Raw genomic sequence first — 17,532 nt, 5'->3', positions numbered from 1 at the left:
TCATGAAATTTAAATCAATCATAGTATTAGCAGCTGCAACCAGTATGCTGGCAGCCTGCTCCAGTAACCAAACGCCGGTCAATATTGCAGCGGCTTCTACCAGCAAAAAATCAGCGTACGAAACCGGTATTATAACCGAAAAAGCGCTTTCGAGCAAGGCTCGTCTGCCCGGGCAATTAAAGCCTTTTAATGAAGTAAACATTTTCCCGAAGGTGAACGGCTTTGTAAAGCAACTATATGTTGACCGCGGCACCATTGTAAAAAAAGGGCAGTTGCTGATGACATTGGAAGCTCCTGAAATGGAATCGCAATTACAGGCAGCCAATTCCCGCTTTTTGCAGGCCCAGGAAAACGCCATTGCCAGTAAAGAAAAATACCAGCGACTAAAAGAAGCGGCTAAAGAACCCGGCTCCGTATCCCCGCTTGATCTGGACAATGCCTCGGCCAAAATGAAAGCCGATGAGGCCATGGCCCGGTCGGAGCAATCCAATGTGGCATCGGTACGTACCATACAGGATTACCTGAATATTCGCGCACCATTTGATGGTATGATCGTACAACGTAATGTATCACCGGGAGCACTGGTATCGCCTGGCAAAGGCACTGATCAGCCGATGCTGATTTTGCAGGACATCAGCAAAATGCGTTTGGAGGTGTTTATTCCCGAAGATTATGTAGACAAGGTAGATCTGCTGCAGCCTGTTACCTTTGTATTTAATGCCATGCCCGGCAGCGAACAAACCGCTAAAATAAGCCGTTCGGCCAATTCATTGGGCAGCATGCGATCAGAGGCCATTGAGATTGATGTGCAAAACAAAAACGGGCAGTTAAAACCGGGTATGTATGCCGAAGTAAGGATCCCCATGCTTTCTGGCGCCAAATCATTATTGGTTCCAAACAATGCCATTGTACGGTCGACAGAACGCGAGTATGTCGTTACCGTTAAACAAGGCAAGGCAGCATTGGTCGACATCAAAGAAGGTTTAGCCAGAAATGATTCCACCGAAGTATTTGGCAACCTGAAAGCCGGCGATCAGATCATTAACCACCCCGGTGATGAACTGAAAGCCGGAACGACGATCAATTAAAATAGAAGCAAGAATTAAGAGCCAAGAACCAAGAAAAAAATGTGTTTATTCCGATGTGGATTGACATAATAACTTATCTTGATTCTTGGCTCTTGACTCTCCTCTCACTTTGTCGTTATCCACCCGCTCAATTGTCGTATTAGACCCTCATTAAATTGCGTTGTAACATGCATTTTTGTATCGTCAATTAATCTGTACATATTAAAGGCATTCGGCATGGCAAATATCAATTCATACCTCACTTTTAATGGTAATTGCCTGGAGGCAATGACCTTTTATAAAGAATGTCTTGGCGGCGAACTCACTTTTCAAACTGTTGGTGAACTGGCCTTACCACTTAATGAGCCAATGCCCCCTTGTATGGAAAACTGCGTGGTACATGCCACCCTCATTAAAGGTGACATGATACTTACTGCCTCTGATATGGTACCCGAAAATGGATTGATCAAAGGCAACTCGGTATCCTTATTGTTAAGCTGTAATACTGAAGACGAAGCCCGTGAATATTACACCCGTTTATCCACCAATGGCGAAGCTACCCATCCTTTGGAAGATACTTTTTGGGGTGCCTTATTTGGTGATTTGGTTGATAAATATGGTAACCAATGGCTAATTAATTTTGAGAACACGCGTTAACTCAGCACATGTTCTCAAAAAATTAAACTTGTTTGGCTTTTAGTCGTTTGTGATGATAAATGTACGATCCGATGATTAGAGCGAAACCAATTAACATAGGCAATACCTGCAGTACCTGTGTGCCTATCGCCAGGGAAGAATAGGTAGCTCCCGTAAGGTCAAAAACAAACCCCGCGTATACCCATTCCTTAATCCTCGGAAAACCGGGAATTAAAATAGCTATTACCCCCAATAGCTTAGCAGCACCCAAAAAAGGCGACAAATAAGCCGGATAACCCAAGTGTTTAAATACGGCTAGCGCATCAGGCATTGACAACAGATCGGGAATGGCTCCTAATCCCATAGCAGCCAAAAGTAAAATGGTGAAGATCCAGTAAATGATGTTGATTTTTTTCATGTCCAAGTGATTATTTTTTAGGTTATTAGTATTAATCCAGACAGATCTTAGTACGCTGGGCAGAGCTTAAATGTTCTACTAATTTATCATTATGCTTACCCAATCCAAACCACCGACGTATAAAGGTGATTTTACCATATTTGCTTAAATTCACCAATAACACGCTGATCAATATCACTACCAGACCAAATATTTGCAGAGCCGAAATGTTTTCATGGGCAAACAGTACGCCCAGCAGAACGGCAATAACCGGATTTACGTAGGAGTGTGTGCTTACCTCTGTTGCCGGGCGAACTTTCAACAACCATACATAAGCGCTAAATGCGGCAATAGAACCAAAGAAGATCAGGTAAGCTATAGCCAGCCATGATTGTAAGGGGACACTGGCCAAATGAAATGCCCCAAGCTCATGAGTAAACAAACTCGCTGGAATAAAGGCCAATCCGGAAATGATCATTTGCCATGACGTATTTACCCGTGCCGGAGCATCGCTGCCCCGTTTTTTAGAAACAAGCGAACCTGCCGACCAGGCAATCGGGCCGGCCAGCAACAAGATCAATCCTGTTAATTGTTCCCGGCTTATAGCGCCTGATAATGATTTGCTGATGGCTTCACCAAATAACAGAATCACCCCGGCAAAGCCCAATATCAACCCGGCGATGGTTGTACGGCTTTTAAAATTAACCTTCCAGTTCATCCTGTCCAAAATCACAAACCAGATGGGATTGGCTGATACCAGGATAGCTACCATGGCGCTTGGCAGGGTGCGTTCGGCCCAGAACACAATACCAGTTCCTACAAAAAGCATCAGCAAACCACTGATAGCCGAAGTAATGATATCTCTTTTAACCCATAGTTTGTCGCCTTTTAGCCGGCACCAGGTTAATAACAATACACCAGCTGTAAAAAAGCGCACAGCACCCATCAACATAGGCGGAAAGCCATGCACGGCCATTTGTATAAAAAAATAGGTGGAGCCCCATACTACGTAAACTATGGCAAAGGCTATTACCACTAAAAGGGTTGATGGTTTATTTGATGTTGCAGTTTTCATGTTATTTGGTTTTTACAGGTACGGTAGTAGGTTTATTTTTTTCGGCAATAAAGAATACGAGCAGCTTTGCAGGTTTATTCTTGCTGCTGTTCCGGGTTACGGCGTGCAAGCCATTAGGTTTTTCATAAAATGAATCACCTGGTTTATAATGATGGGTTTTGCCTTCAAAAGTCGACTCCAACTCGCCTTCCAACAAATAGCCAAAAGTTGGAAAAGGATGCCTGTGCGCAGGGGATACACTTGCCGGCGGAAAGGTCACCACCAGCATTTGTACTTCTTTATTACTGATGCCTGGCTGGTTCAGCAATGTTTTGAGCAGGTAGGTTTCGGTTATCTCACTTTGTATTTTCCGATGCGGAAGCCCCGGCGAATTTAGCCTGCTAAAACACGGAGACAAAAGGGTTAGTATGGTTATAAATAGTGCTTTCATTTTTATAAAATTTGTAGGTTCAAACAGTTTCTATACTGTTTTTATCCTGGTATATATTCAATTGTTTATTAATTTTTTGATGCGATAACAGGCTGTCGATGCTCCAGGCGTAGGATGGTAACGTGGCCAGTAAAATACTCGCGGCACTCAGCGTAAATACCGAATAACCCAGCGGCGATTCGATACCAAACGATAAGGCCATGGCTATGGCAAAGCACAATCCTAAAATTCCTGAACCTATAGCCGCCAAACGGGTAAATAAGCCTATCAGAATCAGGAAACCAAAAACGGCTTCGCCGACGGTAGCAATGGTAGCAAAAGCAGGAATCATTGATGTGGGTAAAAAGCTCATTACCTGGCGGGCATAAGCAATGAAATGTTGCCAGTCACCCCAGCCTACATGCGGCTTTCCGTTGGCTCCCAATATTCCTAGCCTATCGGCAACTTCCCATAAATAAGCCGAGCCTATGGCTAGGCGAAGGTAAAAGGAGGGTAGTTTGAAATTTTGAATAAGCTGCATAACATTCATGTTTTAAATAACACTTAAAATTACACAGTCAGTGGACTATTTTAATAGTCCACAAATTACAATAAAGCTAGTCCAGCAGCATTAGCGGATATGCTTTCTTATCCGGCTTAAAGAAGTTGGCGTAACGCCAATAAATGAAGCGAGGTATTTTTGCGGTATCTTTTGTAAAAATGCTGGCTTGGTTAACAGATCAAGGTAACGCTGCTCAGCTGAATCCCGTTGCAGGGCTGTAAAGCGCTCTAACAGATTAAGGATCACATCTTCCCAAAAATTGCGCATCATTTCCTGCATTTCAGGATATTCGTTGTATAAATTAGTTAGTTCACTCTTGGGTAAATACCATATTACGGTATTTTCAATGGCCTGCAAAAAATAATTGGATGGCTTTTCGCTAATAAAACTATAAATCTCAATGGCCGAGGAATGTTCGAAGGCAAACCATACCGATATTTCCACCTCATCCTGCAAGTAATATAATCGCAGGCAGCCTTCCTGTACAAAAACAAGATCGTTACATACCGAACCTTCCTCCAGTAAAAAGTCGTTCTTTTTCAGGTTGCGCTGTTTAAACTTTTGAGTAATAGCGTCCAGCTTATCCTGGTCAAGATCTGCGTATTGTTTTATGAAAGCTTTAAGTTCTCCTGTCATTTATGCCGTTTAATGTACAAATTTTGTTTTTATTGTGATCAACTAAAAAGGCATTGGTCTATATTTATAGTTCATAAACCATTAACCAACTGGTCCAGCATGCTTTTAGCCGAAATTTTGATACATATTGACAAAACTGCGCAAACGCCGGTTTATCTCCAAATTGCCAACGGTATTATTAACCAGATACGCCAGGGTAAGTTAAAACCAGGATCGGCTTTACCGGGCAGCCGTGTACTGGCCGAAAAACTGACTATACACCGCCAAACCGTGGTTGCTGCCTATGATGAGCTGTATGCGCAAAGCTGGGTTGACGTTTATCCCCGTAAAGGCATTTTTGTAGCTAAAAACCTGCCCGATATTAAACCCAGGTCATTACCTGAATCTGCTGAACCAAGCGGATACCCTAAAAAGACTTATTTTGAAGTAGATGACAATAAGATCCCTTTTCCGCAGTTATTTCAGCCCGTTAATAATGCCCATCTGATATTTAATGATGGTTTTCCGGATACACGTTTAGCGCCGATAGAGCTGCTTGTACGCGAATACAGGCGTTTTGGCAATTATCATTTTACTTCAAAATACTGGATGTACGGTTCGGAGTATGGCTCCGAAAATTTGCGAACTGAGCTTGCGCGTTTTTTGGCTGAAACACGAGGATTACAGGTTAATCCCGAACATATTATCATTACCAAAGGATCGCAAATGGCCATATACCTTATTGCCCAGCTATTGCTTTCCAAAAACGATACGGTAATTGCCGCCGACCCAGGATACCCGGAAGCCAATCATACCTTTCAGCAGGCCGGCGCACAGATGGCCATTGTTCCGGTTGATGAGCATGGGATAAATCTGGAAGCGGTGGAAGCCATCTGCAAAAAGAAAAAAGTAAAAATTGTGTATGTAATTCCGCATCATCACCGCCCTACCACGGTTACTTTAAGCTCCGAAAGGCGCATGCAGCTACTCGAGCTTGCCCACAAATACCGTTTCGCAATTATTGAAGATGACTATGATTATGACTTTCATTATTCAAGTGGCCCTATATTGCCATTAGCCAGCGCCGACTATTATGGGAGCATCATTTACATCGGCTCGTTTTGCAAAACCATTGCGCCAGGTATCCGCATCGGTTTTATGGTAGCTCCACCCAACTTAATTGTGCAGGCGGCACGGTTACGTAAACTGATTGACCGACAAGGTGAGCTCCTTTTAGAAGAAGCTATGGCCAATCTGTTAAAGAATGGCGATATAGGCAGGCATCTGAAAAAAACCAATAAAATTTATCACGAACGGCGCGATATGCTTTGCCAATTACTCCACGAGCAGCTTCATGAGCATATCAGCTTTAAAATACCCGATGGAGGTTTTGCTGTTTGGGTAAACTATCTCCATGGCATTAAAGCTAAAGAAGTATCCGAAAAAGCTGCCGCTATGGGATTATCTGTAGGTAACGGTACCGGTTATTTTCATGATGCAAATTATGCCCCTTCGTCGGTAAGATTAGGTTTTGCAGCTTTAGCCCCAAAGGAATTGGAAACTGCTACTGGTATATTAACAGCAGCGGTTAAAAAGTTGCTTTAATAATTGATATAATCTTCGGTAAAGCTGCCGTCGGCATACAGGTCTATAAGTCCATAACCTGGGGCGGTTTCTCTTCTGTTACCTTCCCACCAGGCACCACTTACCGCACCGTTGCAAAGGTAGGTTACATGGTTATAAACCAGTTTTTCGCGCAGGTGAATATGCCCGCTCAAGCATAACTTCACATTAGGATGTTTGTAAAACAGACTGATGATCTTGGCATTGTCTGTATGCATATCGCCACCGTACATGGTCCATCTGTTCACGGTATTATCTTCGATCAGGTTGGTGGCCGTCAGGATAGGGATATGCGTCATGACCAGTACCGGCGTAGAAGAATCAGTGGTTTTCAATTCCTGTTCAAGCCAGTTAAACTGCTCATCGCCCAGCTTGCCAATATACCAGGTATCATCAATATCCAAATGAACGCTATCCAATACAATAAATTTCCAGCCGTTTTGTACAAAACTGTAGTATGGCTTAACCAAACCCAGCTGATCCATAGAATATTTCTTGCCGTAAATGACCTGGCCTTTATCGTCCTCATTCCACCAGATATCATGGTTACCCAGGCAATAGCGAACCGGTATACTGCAATCAGATTTCATGATTGATTTACTCAGTTGCCATTGGTCGTTTATGGTGCTGATATTTTCCTTATTCATGTCAAACACCACGTCGCCACCATTTAAAATAAGGTCGACTTTGGGTGTTTGCTGTTGTACGTGATGCAGGCACTTAGCGAACCTGGCAGGCGCGTCGAATTTATTTTTAAGATGGATATCAGTTAGGTGGGCTATCCTTAAAACGGGTTTGTTTTTTGATGATGTACTACCAAATGTTAAGGAAGGGACCAACAGTAATCCCCCGATGTTTTTAAGGGCCGATCTTCTTTGCATTGCACAATAAATTATGAGTACAAAGGTGCTTTATCTGTTTGGATTTTAGCTTAAATCTGGGTTAAATAATCTGTCTTGCAAATTTTATAAATCCCATGATGATAAAAACGCCCATTCCTTACCTTTGGAAAAATTTAAACAATGATAGCACACCACGTTTTATTCTGGCTGAAAGCCGACACTACTGCCGATCAAAAAACTGCATTTCGTAAAAGTCTGGAGACCCTAGCAGGCGTTGAAAGTATTAAAACATTGCATATTGGTACACCAGCGCCTATTGAGCGTGCGGTTGTGGATACTACTTACACCTTTAGCTTAACTGTATTTTTTGATGATCTGGCAGGGCACGATGTTTATCAAACTCATCCATTACATCTGGCATTTTTGGATGGATTCCGCGTTTACTTTGATAAAGTGGTGATATACGATGCCGAGTAAGTATTGAATAATGCTAAACCATAAAGCCGCTTGATCCCTATCAAACGGCTTTATGGTTTTGTTTTAAATTCTTATTGCAAGTCAACTTATGTGGACCATTAATGGTTTGTTGATTCAGGTATAAGATCTTTCTCATTTTTAAATAAAGTTAATACTTCCTCCCATGATCTTACGCGCTGGTGGTGAGTAATATTGGCATTATGAGCGGCGTTAAACATGATGGTTGTCCCTTTAAACTTATCCAGGTTTTTAGGGTGATCATCAATCATATAATCGGTATTGATCAGGCTTTTATCGCCGCAGAAAACAATATGGGTCCAGGGTATAAATGGAAAGTGTTCCTGCAGCCATTCGTATTTTTCGGGCAATGATAATGGAAACTCCATAGCAGCCGAAACAATAAAAATTTCGTAGTCTTCCATTAATTCTTTTATGGCTTCAACCGCACCGGGTATCACCGGCAGGGTACGGAAGAAACCGGGCGACAATATAAATTTCCGGATAGCACCTTCTTCCGGAAAACCTTCTCCTTCGGGCTTACCCACCATTTGTTCATAAGGGATCTGAACCCCATAGGTATTATAATACCAGGTTAAATAATGGGCATCGGTATCGGCCAAAACACCGTCCATATCAACCGCAATTCTTTTTAATTTTTTCATGTTTTTACTATTACTTGCTGGATCAAATAGATTTTATATTGCAATATTATGCAATATATTTCAATTAATTGCTAAATTAATGTGAATTAATTGCAATAATCTGCAATGAATATTTTATTCTTATATTTGTTTTTATGCTGAAAGAAGAACGCCTTCAAAAAATAATTGAACAGATTGCACAGGACAATAAAGTTGTGCTGGACGATCTGAGCCGCTTGCTCAATGTGTCTACAGATACCGTTAGGAGGGATATCAAAGAATTATCAGACAAGGGCCTGTTGAAAGCTGTTCGGGGTGGGGCAATTATGGGTTCACCTGTGCATCCGCATTTTAAGGAACGCCAGCATATTGATACGCACCATAAAAAGGTAATAGCTCAAAAAGCCTTGGAATTTATCAAACCGGGGCAGGTTATTATTCTTAACGGAGGCACTACCACCACCGCGGTTATTGCTGCGTTGCCAAAAGACATTAGCTTAACCGTTGTTACCAACAGCTTCCCGGTAGTATCTATTTTAGAAGACTATCCGCATGTTACTGTTTTTTTTATTGGCGGCGAGCTTAACAAACATGCTTTTTCAACTACCGGGCATGAAACCATAGAGGCTATCCGCAATTTCAGGGCCGATGTATGCCTGATGGGTATTTGCAGTATTGATCTGAAGTTGGGATTAACCGGTTTTACTTACCAGGAAAGCCTGGTAGACAGGGCCATGATCGAAACATCCAAATATGTTATCGCCTTATCTACCTATGATAAAATAGGCGCGTCCGATCCATATTATGTGTGCGCGGCCAACGCCATTGATGTTATTGTTACCGAAAAAGATCCATCTACAACAGATCTTAGCGGATTTAAAGAAGCAGGGATACTAATTAAGTAGATGTTGGGAAGCAAGAGATAAGAATCAGGAACCAAGAAAAGGTGTTGTTTATCTTGGTTCTTGACTCTAAATTCTTAGCTCTAATTCCCTATTTTGCTTTCAGTCCATCCGGAGCAAAATCAAGGGATACAGAGTTCATGCAATATCTTTTATAGGTTGGCGCTGGGCCATCATCAAATATATGTCCCAAGTGCGAACCACAACGGGCACAGAGCACCTCGGTACGCTGCATGCCTACCGAGTTATCTTCCCGGTAAATCACACTGTTTTTACGTACTGCCTGGTAAAAGCTTGGCCAACCACAATTACTGGCAAATTTAGCATCAGACCGGAACAACTCATTGCCGCATACGGCACAATAGTACGTTCCCTTGGCATTTTTATCCCAATACTGGCCGGTAAACGGAGCTTCCGTAGCCTGCTCTCTCGCGGTAGCGTATAAGGCTGGCGGTAGTATCTTTTTCCACTCCGCATCACTTACGTTAAGTTTTTTGGTATCTGTATTGGAATAATAAGGATTCTTTTCGTGTCCTTTATCGCTTTTCAGGTGTTGGGCATTAGCTGCTCCAAAGAAAAGCATCAATATGCCTGCTAAAATTATTGCTCTCATCAGAAATAATTATTGTTTTAGTGAATTAGTGATTTAATTACCGTCAGTAGTTATCAAATCACCTGCTTGGTTTATGACTTCAGTTTGTTTTTGAATACCTTTTTGAATTTTTCCAGTTCGGGCTGTATCACATATTTGCAATAAGGCTGACTACCATTCTGGTTAAAATAGTTCTGGTGATAATCCTCTGCCTTGTAAAATACTTTATAAGGCACCACCTGGGTTACAATATTACTTTTGTACGCCTTCTCAGTATTGAGTTTGCCGATGTAATAATCGGCTTTTTGTTTTTGAGCAACATTGTGATAAAATATAGCCGAACGGTATTGCGTACCCACATCATTTCCCTGACGGTTAAGCTGCGTAGGGTCATGAGCAACAAAAAATGCCTCTAACAACTCATCAAACGAGATCTGTGCCGGATCGTAAATAATATTACAAGCCTCGGCGTGCCCGGTTGTACCTGTACAAACCTGCTCATAGGTAGGGTTGGCTACATGTCCGCCACTAAAACCAGAGATCACCTTTTTTACTCCTTTTAACTGTTGAAACTTGGCTTCGGTACACCAGAAACAGCCTGTAGCAAAGGTAGCGGTGTCCAATTTTGGACCATGAGCATTGCCAATTACCGGTTGTTTACCATGTGTATTACCTGTTGCAGCGAAAGCGACAGCGCAGTTGGCTATGAATAGCATTAAAAGCACAATATTCTTTTTCATTGATATTTAGTTTTTACGTTTTATACTTGATGGGGTTCTTATACTACTAACGTAATAAGTTTGCCCGCGGTTAATGAAATATATTTTATTTAGCTGAATTTGATGATAGGCTGACAATCTTCCCCAGACAGCCGATCATTGTTTTAACGCTTAGTCGGCAAATGCGGGTAAACCTTACAGTAAGATTACGAGGTTTTATGAAATATATTAACACGTCAAAACCCGCTTTATAAATAAAGCAGGTTTTGATGTTAAAAAGTATAAAACAGTATTATTCCCGATGGGATGATCAGATATGCATACCACCAGATGCTTCAATGCGCTGAGCATTTATCCAGCGGGCATCTTCGGTACATAAAAAGGCCACTATACCGCCAATATCCTCAGCAACACCTGCTCTGCCCAATGCGGTTATATTGCTTACCATTTGGTTTACTTCTGCATTATCCCTAACCCGGCCACCAGAAAAATCGGTAGCAATAGCGCCGGGAGCAACAACGTTTGCCCTGATGCGGCGTGGCCCCAATTCAACAGCCAGGTACCGGGTAAACACTTCAACCGCACCTTTCATAGATGCGTAAGCCGAAGGGCCAGGCATACTGAAACGGGCAAGGCCCGATGATATATTAACGATGCCGCCGCCATCATTCAGCAATTTGAGTGCTCCCTGTGTTAAAAAGTAAACCCCTTTAAAGTGGATGTTCAATAATTCATCAAACATTTGTTCGGTAACCTCGCCAAATGGCGCGTGACCACCGATGCCGCCATTATTGATCAGAAAATCGAAATGATCGGTATTAAAAGTATTTTTCAGAATACCGGTTAGCTGTTCAAAAAAGGCGCCGAAGCTTTTTATATCACCTACATTTAATTGCAGGGTAGCAGCCTTCCTTCCGGTTTGTTCAATTTGAGCCACTACGGCAAGGGCATCCTCTTTTCTGTTGTTGTATGTTATAATGACGTCAAGACCTTTCTGAGCCAGTTTAAGCGCCATATCTTTTCCTAATCCGCGGCCACCGCCGGTTACCAGGGCAATTTTATGATTTGTTGACATTTGTTTTATCTTAAATTTGATAAAACAAAGTTCCGGCAAATAACGGCTTAGCCGTTTATAAATATCAATCCGTTTTTTGCGAAATTCAAATATTACTTACACGCGAAACTTTAGCGGGGTGATATTGGTCTGCTTTTTAAAAAAGGTAGAGAAATGTGCCACTTCCTCAAACCCCAGGCTATAGGCAATCTCCGAAATATTCCAGGCGGTTTGTTTAAGCAGGATCTTGGCTTCCTGTATTATCCGGTTGCTGATATGCTCGGTAGTGGTTTTGCCCGTATTTTCTTTGAGTACTTTATTAAGGTGATTGATGTGGACAGATAACCTGTCGGCATAATCTTTGGCTGTACGTAAACCTATTTTCTGGTGTGGTGAATCGATCGGGAACTGCCTTTCCAATAGTTCAATAAACAGTGATGATACCCTTGCCGAAGCATTGTGCCCTGCATACAACGTCGTAAGTGGCTGTAGCTTTTGCCCATAATGGATCAGCTCCAGTACATAGTTGCGCAACAGGTCGTACTTGTAGGTATAATCAGAGCCGATCTCCCCGCTCATCTTTTTGAAAATGTGACGAATATCAGCGGCCTCATCATCACTCAACTGAAACACGGGGTAGCCACCCGGTTTAAATATTGGCAGGTCATCCAGTACTACGCCGCTCTTGCTCGACAGCAGAAAATCGGCAGTAAAAATGCAAAAGAAACCCAACTGCTGATCGGTTTGTGGTACCCAGTTATAAGGTATTTTGGGAGTGGCGAAAAGCAGGGCATTCTTTTCTATTTCAATAGTCTTGTCGGCATATTCGGCCATACTATGCCCGCTTATCAGGCTTATCTTGTAGTAAGCCCGGCGGTTGTAAGGCATGAGCCCGGGCGCTTTTTTGATACGGGTAAAAAGTTCGGCTACATCAAATACATTGAAATGGCCAATCTCTTTGTTGATGCCTTCTGGCAATAGCGAACTCACACTTTCGCCGCTTGCAGAGGCCGCGTGTTCGTAAAAATCATTCAGCGTAGTAACATCCATAGCACACAGAATTTATAAAATTCAAATATAACCATTATTAGGCCATAAGTCCCGATCCGAAAGTTTTAAGCCGTTTTTATGACTTAAGGCTTATGACTTCGAATGGCTGAACACCTCCTGCTTCCGTCCAATATCCGCCCCATTTTGATCTACACATTTAAGCATTACCCTAGGGTCGCCACTTTCCGGCAACAGATAGTACAGGGTTATGGCATGAGCGCCAGCTTTTAAATTGACGCTCTGAGTAAGCGCGGTACCAGATTGATACCCAAAATCAGCATCGATCAATGTAGCCTCATGTAAACGCAGATAGGCTTTTCCTGATACTTGCAGCGAGAATGTATAATGTCCATCGGCAGGTATCTGTATAAAACCCTGGTAACATACCATCCCTGAATGGCGACCTGCTTCTGTACCGTTTATACTTTGGCTTGTCCCTTTGGTGGTTACAGTAAGTCCATCAGTTTTAGCTACCCATGGAAGTTTCCCGGCATAATATTGCCAGGAAAGCCCAGGCAATAACTTTGCTGCAACTTTATCAGCAGGTATAGCCACGGTATCATAAGGGCGCGGAGCCTCTGCATCGGGATGTCTTACCTGCAATACCTTTGCCTTCATGGTTTCCTGAATTTTTGCATAATCAGGTTTAGAGGCCAGATTTGTTATTTCTTTGGGATCATTTACGGCATTGTATATTTCAAAGTCGTCATCCGCAGTTTTGATGTTATAACGCACACCTACCAAGTCGCCCATTCTTATTGCTTGCATCTGGTCGCGCTTCCTTCCACGCTTTCCCGGTTCAAACTGCTTAAAATCGGGCGTTTTGCCGCCTTCAAAATACTCAACATATACCAAACCCGGTTTCTGCTTGCCAATGCCGGTTAAAGATGGCAATAAAGAAACACCATCCGTACGAGCAGGAGCAGGGATATGCGCAGCATCAGCAAAAGTGGGCATCCAATCCGACAGCATGGATGGCGTACTGACCACTTCCCCGGCTTTGATATGCTTTGGCCAGGTAGCTATTGTTGGCATTCGTAACCCGCCTTCCCAGCAATCTCTTTTGATACCATCAAAAGGCCCGTAGCTCCCAAAAAACGTAGGGTGATTGGGCACAAAGGCCACCGGCAAATAAGATTCGATAGAGGGACCATTATCTGAGGTAAAGATCACCAATGTATTATCAGCTATGTTCAAATCTGTGAGCAATTGGCGGATATCACCTACCGCGTCATCTATCCTCCGTACCGCTGTGGCATATCTTTTATAGGTATCGGGCCAGGGCACTTCGGGCGTAGCCGGGTTCTGATCATCGTCATAAGTAGCGTTGGCATACTCCGGGTACATGTAGGAATCAATTGTTCCCGAAGCTGTATTGATCATATGGTCTGCATTGCCCAGCCATTGCAAACCACCCTTTAGCCCCCCACCCGCGGGATAGGCCTGTGTGGGCAACTCAATTACTGCATGGGGCGTATCATACGCCAGGTACATAAAGAATGGTTTGGCCGAATCGCTCCCGTTTTTATGGTCGATGATCCATTTCTTGGCAGCTGCAGTCCACAGATCGGCGGTGTAGCATTTGCTCAGCCCGGCAGATGCTTCCTGATTGTTATCCCATACCTGTTTTTTGCCGCGGTATAGGCCCTCAAACGGATAATGCTCGTGGCCATCGGAGTGACGCATATAGCCATAATAGTTATCAAAACCCCGTTTCAGGGGATGCGCGGGCCAATTAGGACCTTCTTCTTTAACACCTTGCAAACCCCATTTGCCAAAAGCAGTAGTGCTATAGCCCGCAGTTTTTAACATAGAGGCTACGGTATAGTTATTTTCCAGCATCTTATCAAACTGGTTGTCTCTTACCGAAGCATTGCCCTGATTAAGCCCGGTGATGAGCGAGGCCCGTGATGGTGCACAAACCGGAGCGTTGGCATATTGCTGGGTAAAGCGGGCGCCGCTCATAGCCATTTTATCCAGGTTGGGTGTCAGTTCATAGGGCTGGCTATGATCACCGGATGCTTTCCGTTGATTTTGAAAAAACACGCCGATATCGCCATAACCCAGATCGTCTGTCAGTATAAAAATAATGTTTGGTTTTTGCTGAGCTTTTACTGTCAGCGTACTGAAGCCAACAGCTAAAAAAACAACCGATGCCCTTAACCAATATTTTGCGTTCATAATCTTCTGCTTACTTTTTCTCTATGTTTTTGCTTAGGATCTATCCGGATGCTCCATCACAAATGGATGTATATTATTGGGTTGAATAGAGTCAATTAACAAAAAGTGGGTTTACATGGTTTACACAATTTATGGCCAATATTGATTTATATATTTGGCAATCAATTAATTATGTATTTTTTTTGGAAAAACATGTAAACCCACTTTTGTATAATATTATCAGTCAAATTTCAATTCTTAGGAGGAACAACACCAGGGGTGCCTAATTTGATTTCATGCTGCAATAGCTGATCGAGTTCTTTTACCTTATCTGGGTAAGTATTGGCCAGGTTATTTTTTTCGCCGATATCATCTTTCAGGTTATACAACTGTGGCGATGGTGAATTGCCCGACTCTATGCCTACATCTTTCATATACGCCACACCCGGGTGAGGTTTAATATATTTCCAATCGCCTTTGATGATGGCTGTAGGATCATTGCTGCCCTGCTCTATCAGATTAGCCCGTCCCTGCTTACTCTTACCTAAAAGCGCGTCTAAATGATCCTGGCTATCCTCTGCATCCCCATTAGGGATTTTTTGATTTAGCAAATGAGCCATTGATGCTAAAATATCCATCTGGCTAAACAGCGCATCCGAAATACCTGGCTTTACCTGCGCCGGCCAGCTCACAATAAAAGGCAAACGGGTACCGGCTTCCAGCGCGCTGTATTTACCGCCCCGCATCGGCCCCCATGGGGTATGCCCACTAAGCTTAGTAACGGCTCCATCTTCGTATCCATCATCAAGCACAGGTCCATTGTCGCTTGTAAATATGATAAGGGTGTTTTTGGCCATGCCATTCAATTCCAGCGTTTTCATCAGTTGCCCTATGGTCCAATCCAGCTGCAGGATGTCATCGCCGCGATATCCCAGTCCGCTGGTGCCTTTGAAGCGGGTAGCCGGCATACGCGGTACATGGGGTTCGGTTAAGGCATAATACAAAAAGAATGGTTTCTGACGATGATCGACGATAAATTGATCTACCTTGAACAGGAAGGTTGATGATACTTCCTCATCAACCCAGCGGGCCTGATATCCGCCGCTCATATAGCCAATACGACCAATACCGTTTACAATAGTATTATCATGCCCCTGTCCGGGCGACGATTTTAATTTCAGCAGCTCCGGGTGCTCTTTCCCGGTGGGATCATTTCCAATTTTTTTGCTGTAATCAACCGCTATAGGGTCATTGGCATCGCTGGCCACCACCCGGTGATTTTCCAGGAAAACAGTAGGCACCCTATCGGCAGTAGCCGGAAAAATGAAGGAGTAATCAAAGCCAACTTCATTAGGGCCGGGTTTTATTTCGCCGTTCCAGTTTTTATTGACGCTGTCGCCCAGGCCCAGGTGCCATTTACCTACAATGGCTGTAGCATAGCCCGCCCGTTTAAATACCTGGGGCAGGGTAGTTTTATTGGTTGGGATAATGAGCGCGGCATTACCCGGCAATATGCCTGTGCCTGTTTTGCGCCAGGGGTATTTCCCGGTCATGAGCGCAAACCGCGATGGGGTACAGGTAGCCGAAGTAGCGTGCGCATTGGTAAAGCGGATACCACTTTTGGCCAGTTTATCCAGATTGGGGGTATGCAATTTGGTAGCGCCGTAGCAACTCAGATCGCCGTAACCCAGGTCATCAGCGTAGATGTATATTACGTTGGGCCTTTGCTGTGCATAGCTTATGGACGCTGCCCCCACAATCAATAAAAGGAGGTTTATGGTTTTCAGTAAAGTTCTGTTCTTCATACCGATGTAATTCAATAAGGTATATAAATAACTATCGTTGCGATTCTTTGAGCCAACAAGATACTTATAAAACCCCGGCACCTTAAAGCTTAAAATAACACAAACGTTTGCATTGGTTTTGAGCCTCGATACCTTATAGATTTAGGAGTAAAAACTTTTTAAACCTTAAATTTTAACATTTTTTTAGTCAGGAACAGGGTAAAAAGGCCAGCTTTTTGGCCACTTTAATTAAGTTTTAGCCCCATTTTAACACTTTTTAACAAATTTTTTGCATGTTTTGAAAGGCTTAAAAAGTATTAAATAATTGTCTGTCAAATAACTATGTTGAAAATAGATGATTTCTGGACCCTTTTATCCCTTACGCAAACGGCCCGGTTTTCCTTTTTACAGAAAAACTGGGCCGTTGTGCGTATACAAATATACGGATTTAAGTTGTGAGTCAGATAAAGGGAAAAGTAATATCGAACACGCAATATTGAATGTCGAATAATGAAGTTGAAAAACTTCGGGTCTTTAAAGTTCGATATTGGATGCTCGACATTTTATCAACTATCTGCTGTTGCTGTCTGTAAATCCTTTAGTCCCCAATCCTGCAGTACACCAATCACCGGCATCAGTGACAGGCCCTGGCTAGTGAGTTTATACTCTACCCGTGGCGGTACCTCCGCATAAACGGTTCGTTCCAGCAGGCCATCTTCTTCCAGTTCCCGAAGTTGGTTTACCAGCATTTGTTTGCTGATAACCGGAATAGCTCTCTTCAATTTGCTAAAGCGATCGCAATTTTTGCTTACCGCATAGATGATCAGTATTTTCCACTTACCGCCAATTTTGTTCATACAATGGGTAACCGGGCAATTATAGGGGTTAAAATCTTTGTTTTTTCTGATATTATCCATTGGTCTGAAA

The 17,532-nt window shown here is 43.0% G+C and carries 19 protein-coding genes; 5 read left to right on the top strand and 14 right to left on the bottom strand.

All coding sequences use genetic code 11. The features are described 5' to 3' along the window. Positions 1–2: 2 nt before the first annotated feature. Together G7092_RS21535 and G7092_RS21530 are read left to right on the top strand one after the other, a co-directional pair. Complete coding sequence (locus tag G7092_RS21535) at positions 3–1,088, top strand: efflux RND transporter periplasmic adaptor subunit (protein ID WP_166092392.1); 1,086 nt, start codon at positions 3–5, stop codon at positions 1,086–1,088. 216 nt (positions 1,089–1,304) lie between these two features. Then, positions 1,305–1,724, top strand: a complete 420-nt coding sequence (locus tag G7092_RS21530) for a VOC family protein (protein WP_166092390.1) — start codon at positions 1,305–1,307, stop codon at positions 1,722–1,724. A gap of 22 nt (positions 1,725–1,746) precedes the next feature. Here the strand turns inward: G7092_RS21530 and G7092_RS21525 are convergent, their stop codons facing one another. The 5 genes from G7092_RS21525 to G7092_RS21505 form a co-directional block, all read right to left on the bottom strand. Further along, the gene (locus G7092_RS21525; RefSeq protein WP_166092387.1) at positions 1,747–2,121 is read right to left on the bottom strand and encodes a DoxX family protein; all 375 of its coding nucleotides are present in this window, start codon (positions 2,119–2,121) and stop codon (positions 1,747–1,749) included. Between the two features lie 31 nt (positions 2,122–2,152). Then, on the bottom strand, positions 2,153–3,175 hold the full coding sequence (locus G7092_RS21520) for an EamA family transporter (RefSeq protein WP_166092385.1): 1,023 nt from the start codon (positions 3,173–3,175) through the stop codon (positions 2,153–2,155). A 1-nt stretch (position 3,176) separates the two neighbouring features. Then, positions 3,177–3,605 carry a cupin domain-containing protein gene (locus G7092_RS21515; RefSeq protein WP_166092383.1) on the bottom strand — a complete coding sequence of 143 codons (429 nt, stop codon included), beginning with the start codon at positions 3,603–3,605 and terminating at the stop codon, positions 3,177–3,179. A gap of 19 nt (positions 3,606–3,624) precedes the next feature. After that, positions 3,625–4,125, bottom strand: a complete 501-nt coding sequence (locus tag G7092_RS21510; protein WP_166092381.1) for a DoxX family protein — start codon at positions 4,123–4,125, stop codon at positions 3,625–3,627. A 90-nt stretch (positions 4,126–4,215) separates the two neighbouring features. Beyond that, a complete protein-coding gene (locus G7092_RS21505) occupies positions 4,216–4,782 on the bottom strand; it encodes a Crp/Fnr family transcriptional regulator (protein WP_166092379.1) in 567 nt (188 codons plus the stop codon). Positions 4,783–4,881: 99 nt separating this feature from the next. Between G7092_RS21505 and pdxR the strand changes: the two genes are divergently transcribed. Continuing rightward, positions 4,882–6,366, top strand: coding sequence for a MocR-like pyridoxine biosynthesis transcription factor PdxR (pdxR, locus tag G7092_RS21500; protein WP_166092377.1), 1,485 nt, complete (start codon positions 4,882–4,884; stop codon positions 6,364–6,366). Here pdxR and G7092_RS21495 read toward each other — a convergent pair. Beyond that, positions 6,363–7,265, bottom strand: coding sequence for a metallophosphoesterase family protein (locus G7092_RS21495; protein ID WP_166092375.1), 903 nt, complete (start codon positions 7,263–7,265; stop codon positions 6,363–6,365). The genes pdxR and G7092_RS21495 overlap by 4 nt on opposite strands. A 141-nt stretch (positions 7,266–7,406) precedes the next feature. On the opposite strand from G7092_RS21495, the gene G7092_RS21490 reads away from it, so the two are divergent. Then, a complete protein-coding gene (locus tag G7092_RS21490) occupies positions 7,407–7,703 on the top strand; it encodes a Dabb family protein (RefSeq protein WP_166092373.1) in 297 nt (98 codons plus the stop codon). A gap of 98 nt (positions 7,704–7,801) precedes the next feature. Here the strand turns inward: G7092_RS21490 and G7092_RS21485 are convergent, their stop codons facing one another. Continuing rightward, positions 7,802–8,365, bottom strand: coding sequence for a 5' nucleotidase, NT5C type (locus tag G7092_RS21485; RefSeq protein ID WP_166092370.1), 564 nt, complete (start codon positions 8,363–8,365; stop codon positions 7,802–7,804). A gap of 134 nt (positions 8,366–8,499) precedes the next feature. Here G7092_RS21485 and G7092_RS21480 point away from each other — a divergent pair, with 134 nt between their 5' ends. Next, positions 8,500–9,249 (top strand): DeoR/GlpR family DNA-binding transcription regulator, encoded by a 750-nt coding sequence (locus G7092_RS21480; RefSeq protein WP_166092368.1) that lies wholly within the window; start codon positions 8,500–8,502, stop codon positions 9,247–9,249. An 88-nt stretch (positions 9,250–9,337) separates the two neighbouring features. On the opposite strand, the gene msrB is transcribed toward G7092_RS21480, so the two are convergent. The 7 genes from msrB to G7092_RS21445 form a co-directional block, all read right to left on the bottom strand. Next, on the bottom strand, positions 9,338–9,859 hold the full coding sequence (gene msrB / locus G7092_RS21475; RefSeq protein WP_166092366.1) for a peptide-methionine (R)-S-oxide reductase MsrB: 522 nt from the start codon (positions 9,857–9,859) through the stop codon (positions 9,338–9,340). Positions 9,860–9,930: 71 nt separating this feature from the next. After that, on the bottom strand, positions 9,931–10,578 hold the full coding sequence (gene msrA / locus G7092_RS21470) for a peptide-methionine (S)-S-oxide reductase MsrA (protein WP_166092364.1): 648 nt from the start codon (positions 10,576–10,578) through the stop codon (positions 9,931–9,933). Positions 10,579–10,867: 289 nt separating this feature from the next. Next, positions 10,868–11,632 (bottom strand): SDR family NAD(P)-dependent oxidoreductase, encoded by a 765-nt coding sequence (locus G7092_RS21465; protein ID WP_166092361.1) that lies wholly within the window; start codon positions 11,630–11,632, stop codon positions 10,868–10,870. A 96-nt stretch (positions 11,633–11,728) separates the two neighbouring features. Then, complete coding sequence (locus G7092_RS21460; RefSeq protein WP_166092360.1) at positions 11,729–12,661, bottom strand: helix-turn-helix domain-containing protein; 933 nt, start codon at positions 12,659–12,661, stop codon at positions 11,729–11,731. Between the two features lie 90 nt (positions 12,662–12,751). Further along, on the bottom strand, positions 12,752–14,842 hold the full coding sequence (locus G7092_RS21455; RefSeq protein ID WP_166092358.1) for a sulfatase-like hydrolase/transferase: 2,091 nt from the start codon (positions 14,840–14,842) through the stop codon (positions 12,752–12,754). Between the two features lie 230 nt (positions 14,843–15,072). After that, positions 15,073–16,626, bottom strand: coding sequence for a sulfatase family protein (locus G7092_RS21450; RefSeq protein ID WP_166092357.1), 1,554 nt, complete (start codon positions 16,624–16,626; stop codon positions 15,073–15,075). Between the two features lie 545 nt (positions 16,627–17,171). Further along, positions 17,172–17,522 (bottom strand): winged helix-turn-helix transcriptional regulator, encoded by a 351-nt coding sequence (locus G7092_RS21445; protein WP_166092355.1) that lies wholly within the window; start codon positions 17,520–17,522, stop codon positions 17,172–17,174. Positions 17,523–17,532: the final 10 nt, after the last annotated feature.

The sequence above is a fragment of the Mucilaginibacter inviolabilis genome (genome assembly GCF_011089895.1).
GTDB lineage: Bacteria > Bacteroidota > Bacteroidia > Sphingobacteriales > Sphingobacteriaceae > Mucilaginibacter > Mucilaginibacter inviolabilis.
The sequence above is the reverse complement of the archived record's forward strand: the minus strand, read 5'-3'. Positions and strand labels throughout refer to the sequence as shown.

Bases quoted from the DNA above. Each gene is read 5' to 3' on its own strand.
- G7092_RS21455 (WP_166092358.1), bottom strand. From the start codon at position 14,842: ATGAACGCAAAATATTGGTTAAGGGCATCGGTTGTTTTTTTAGCTGTT.
- G7092_RS21450 (WP_166092357.1), bottom strand. From the start codon at position 16,626: ATGAAGAACAGAACTTTACTGAAAACCATAAACCTCCTTTTATTGATT.
- G7092_RS21460 (WP_166092360.1), bottom strand. From the start codon at position 12,661: ATGGATGTTACTACGCTGAATGATTTTTACGAACACGCGGCCTCTGCA.
- G7092_RS21505 (WP_166092379.1), bottom strand. From the start codon at position 4,782: ATGACAGGAGAACTTAAAGCTTTCATAAAACAATACGCAGATCTTGAC.
- G7092_RS21485 (WP_166092370.1), bottom strand. From the start codon at position 8,365: ATGAAAAAATTAAAAAGAATTGCGGTTGATATGGACGGTGTTTTGGCC.
- G7092_RS21490 (WP_166092373.1), top strand. From the start codon at position 7,407: ATGATAGCACACCACGTTTTATTCTGGCTGAAAGCCGACACTACTGCC.
- G7092_RS21480 (WP_166092368.1), top strand. From the start codon at position 8,500: ATGCTGAAAGAAGAACGCCTTCAAAAAATAATTGAACAGATTGCACAG.
- pdxR (WP_166092377.1), top strand. From the start codon at position 4,882: ATGCTTTTAGCCGAAATTTTGATACATATTGACAAAACTGCGCAAACG.
- G7092_RS21445 (WP_166092355.1), bottom strand. From the start codon at position 17,522: ATGGATAATATCAGAAAAAACAAAGATTTTAACCCCTATAATTGCCCG.
- msrB (WP_166092366.1), bottom strand. From the start codon at position 9,859: ATGAGAGCAATAATTTTAGCAGGCATATTGATGCTTTTCTTTGGAGCA.
- G7092_RS21510 (WP_166092381.1), bottom strand. From the start codon at position 4,125: ATGCAGCTTATTCAAAATTTCAAACTACCCTCCTTTTACCTTCGCCTA.
- G7092_RS21520 (WP_166092385.1), bottom strand. From the start codon at position 3,175: ATGAAAACTGCAACATCAAATAAACCATCAACCCTTTTAGTGGTAATA.
- G7092_RS21525 (WP_166092387.1), bottom strand. From the start codon at position 2,121: ATGAAAAAAATCAACATCATTTACTGGATCTTCACCATTTTACTTTTG.
- G7092_RS21530 (WP_166092390.1), top strand. From the start codon at position 1,305: ATGGCAAATATCAATTCATACCTCACTTTTAATGGTAATTGCCTGGAG.
- G7092_RS21495 (WP_166092375.1), bottom strand. From the start codon at position 7,265: ATGCAAAGAAGATCGGCCCTTAAAAACATCGGGGGATTACTGTTGGTC.
- G7092_RS21465 (WP_166092361.1), bottom strand. From the start codon at position 11,632: ATGTCAACAAATCATAAAATTGCCCTGGTAACCGGCGGTGGCCGCGGA.
- G7092_RS21535 (WP_166092392.1), top strand. From the start codon at position 3: ATGAAATTTAAATCAATCATAGTATTAGCAGCTGCAACCAGTATGCTG.
- msrA (WP_166092364.1), bottom strand. From the start codon at position 10,578: ATGAAAAAGAATATTGTGCTTTTAATGCTATTCATAGCCAACTGCGCT.
- G7092_RS21515 (WP_166092383.1), bottom strand. From the start codon at position 3,605: ATGAAAGCACTATTTATAACCATACTAACCCTTTTGTCTCCGTGTTTT.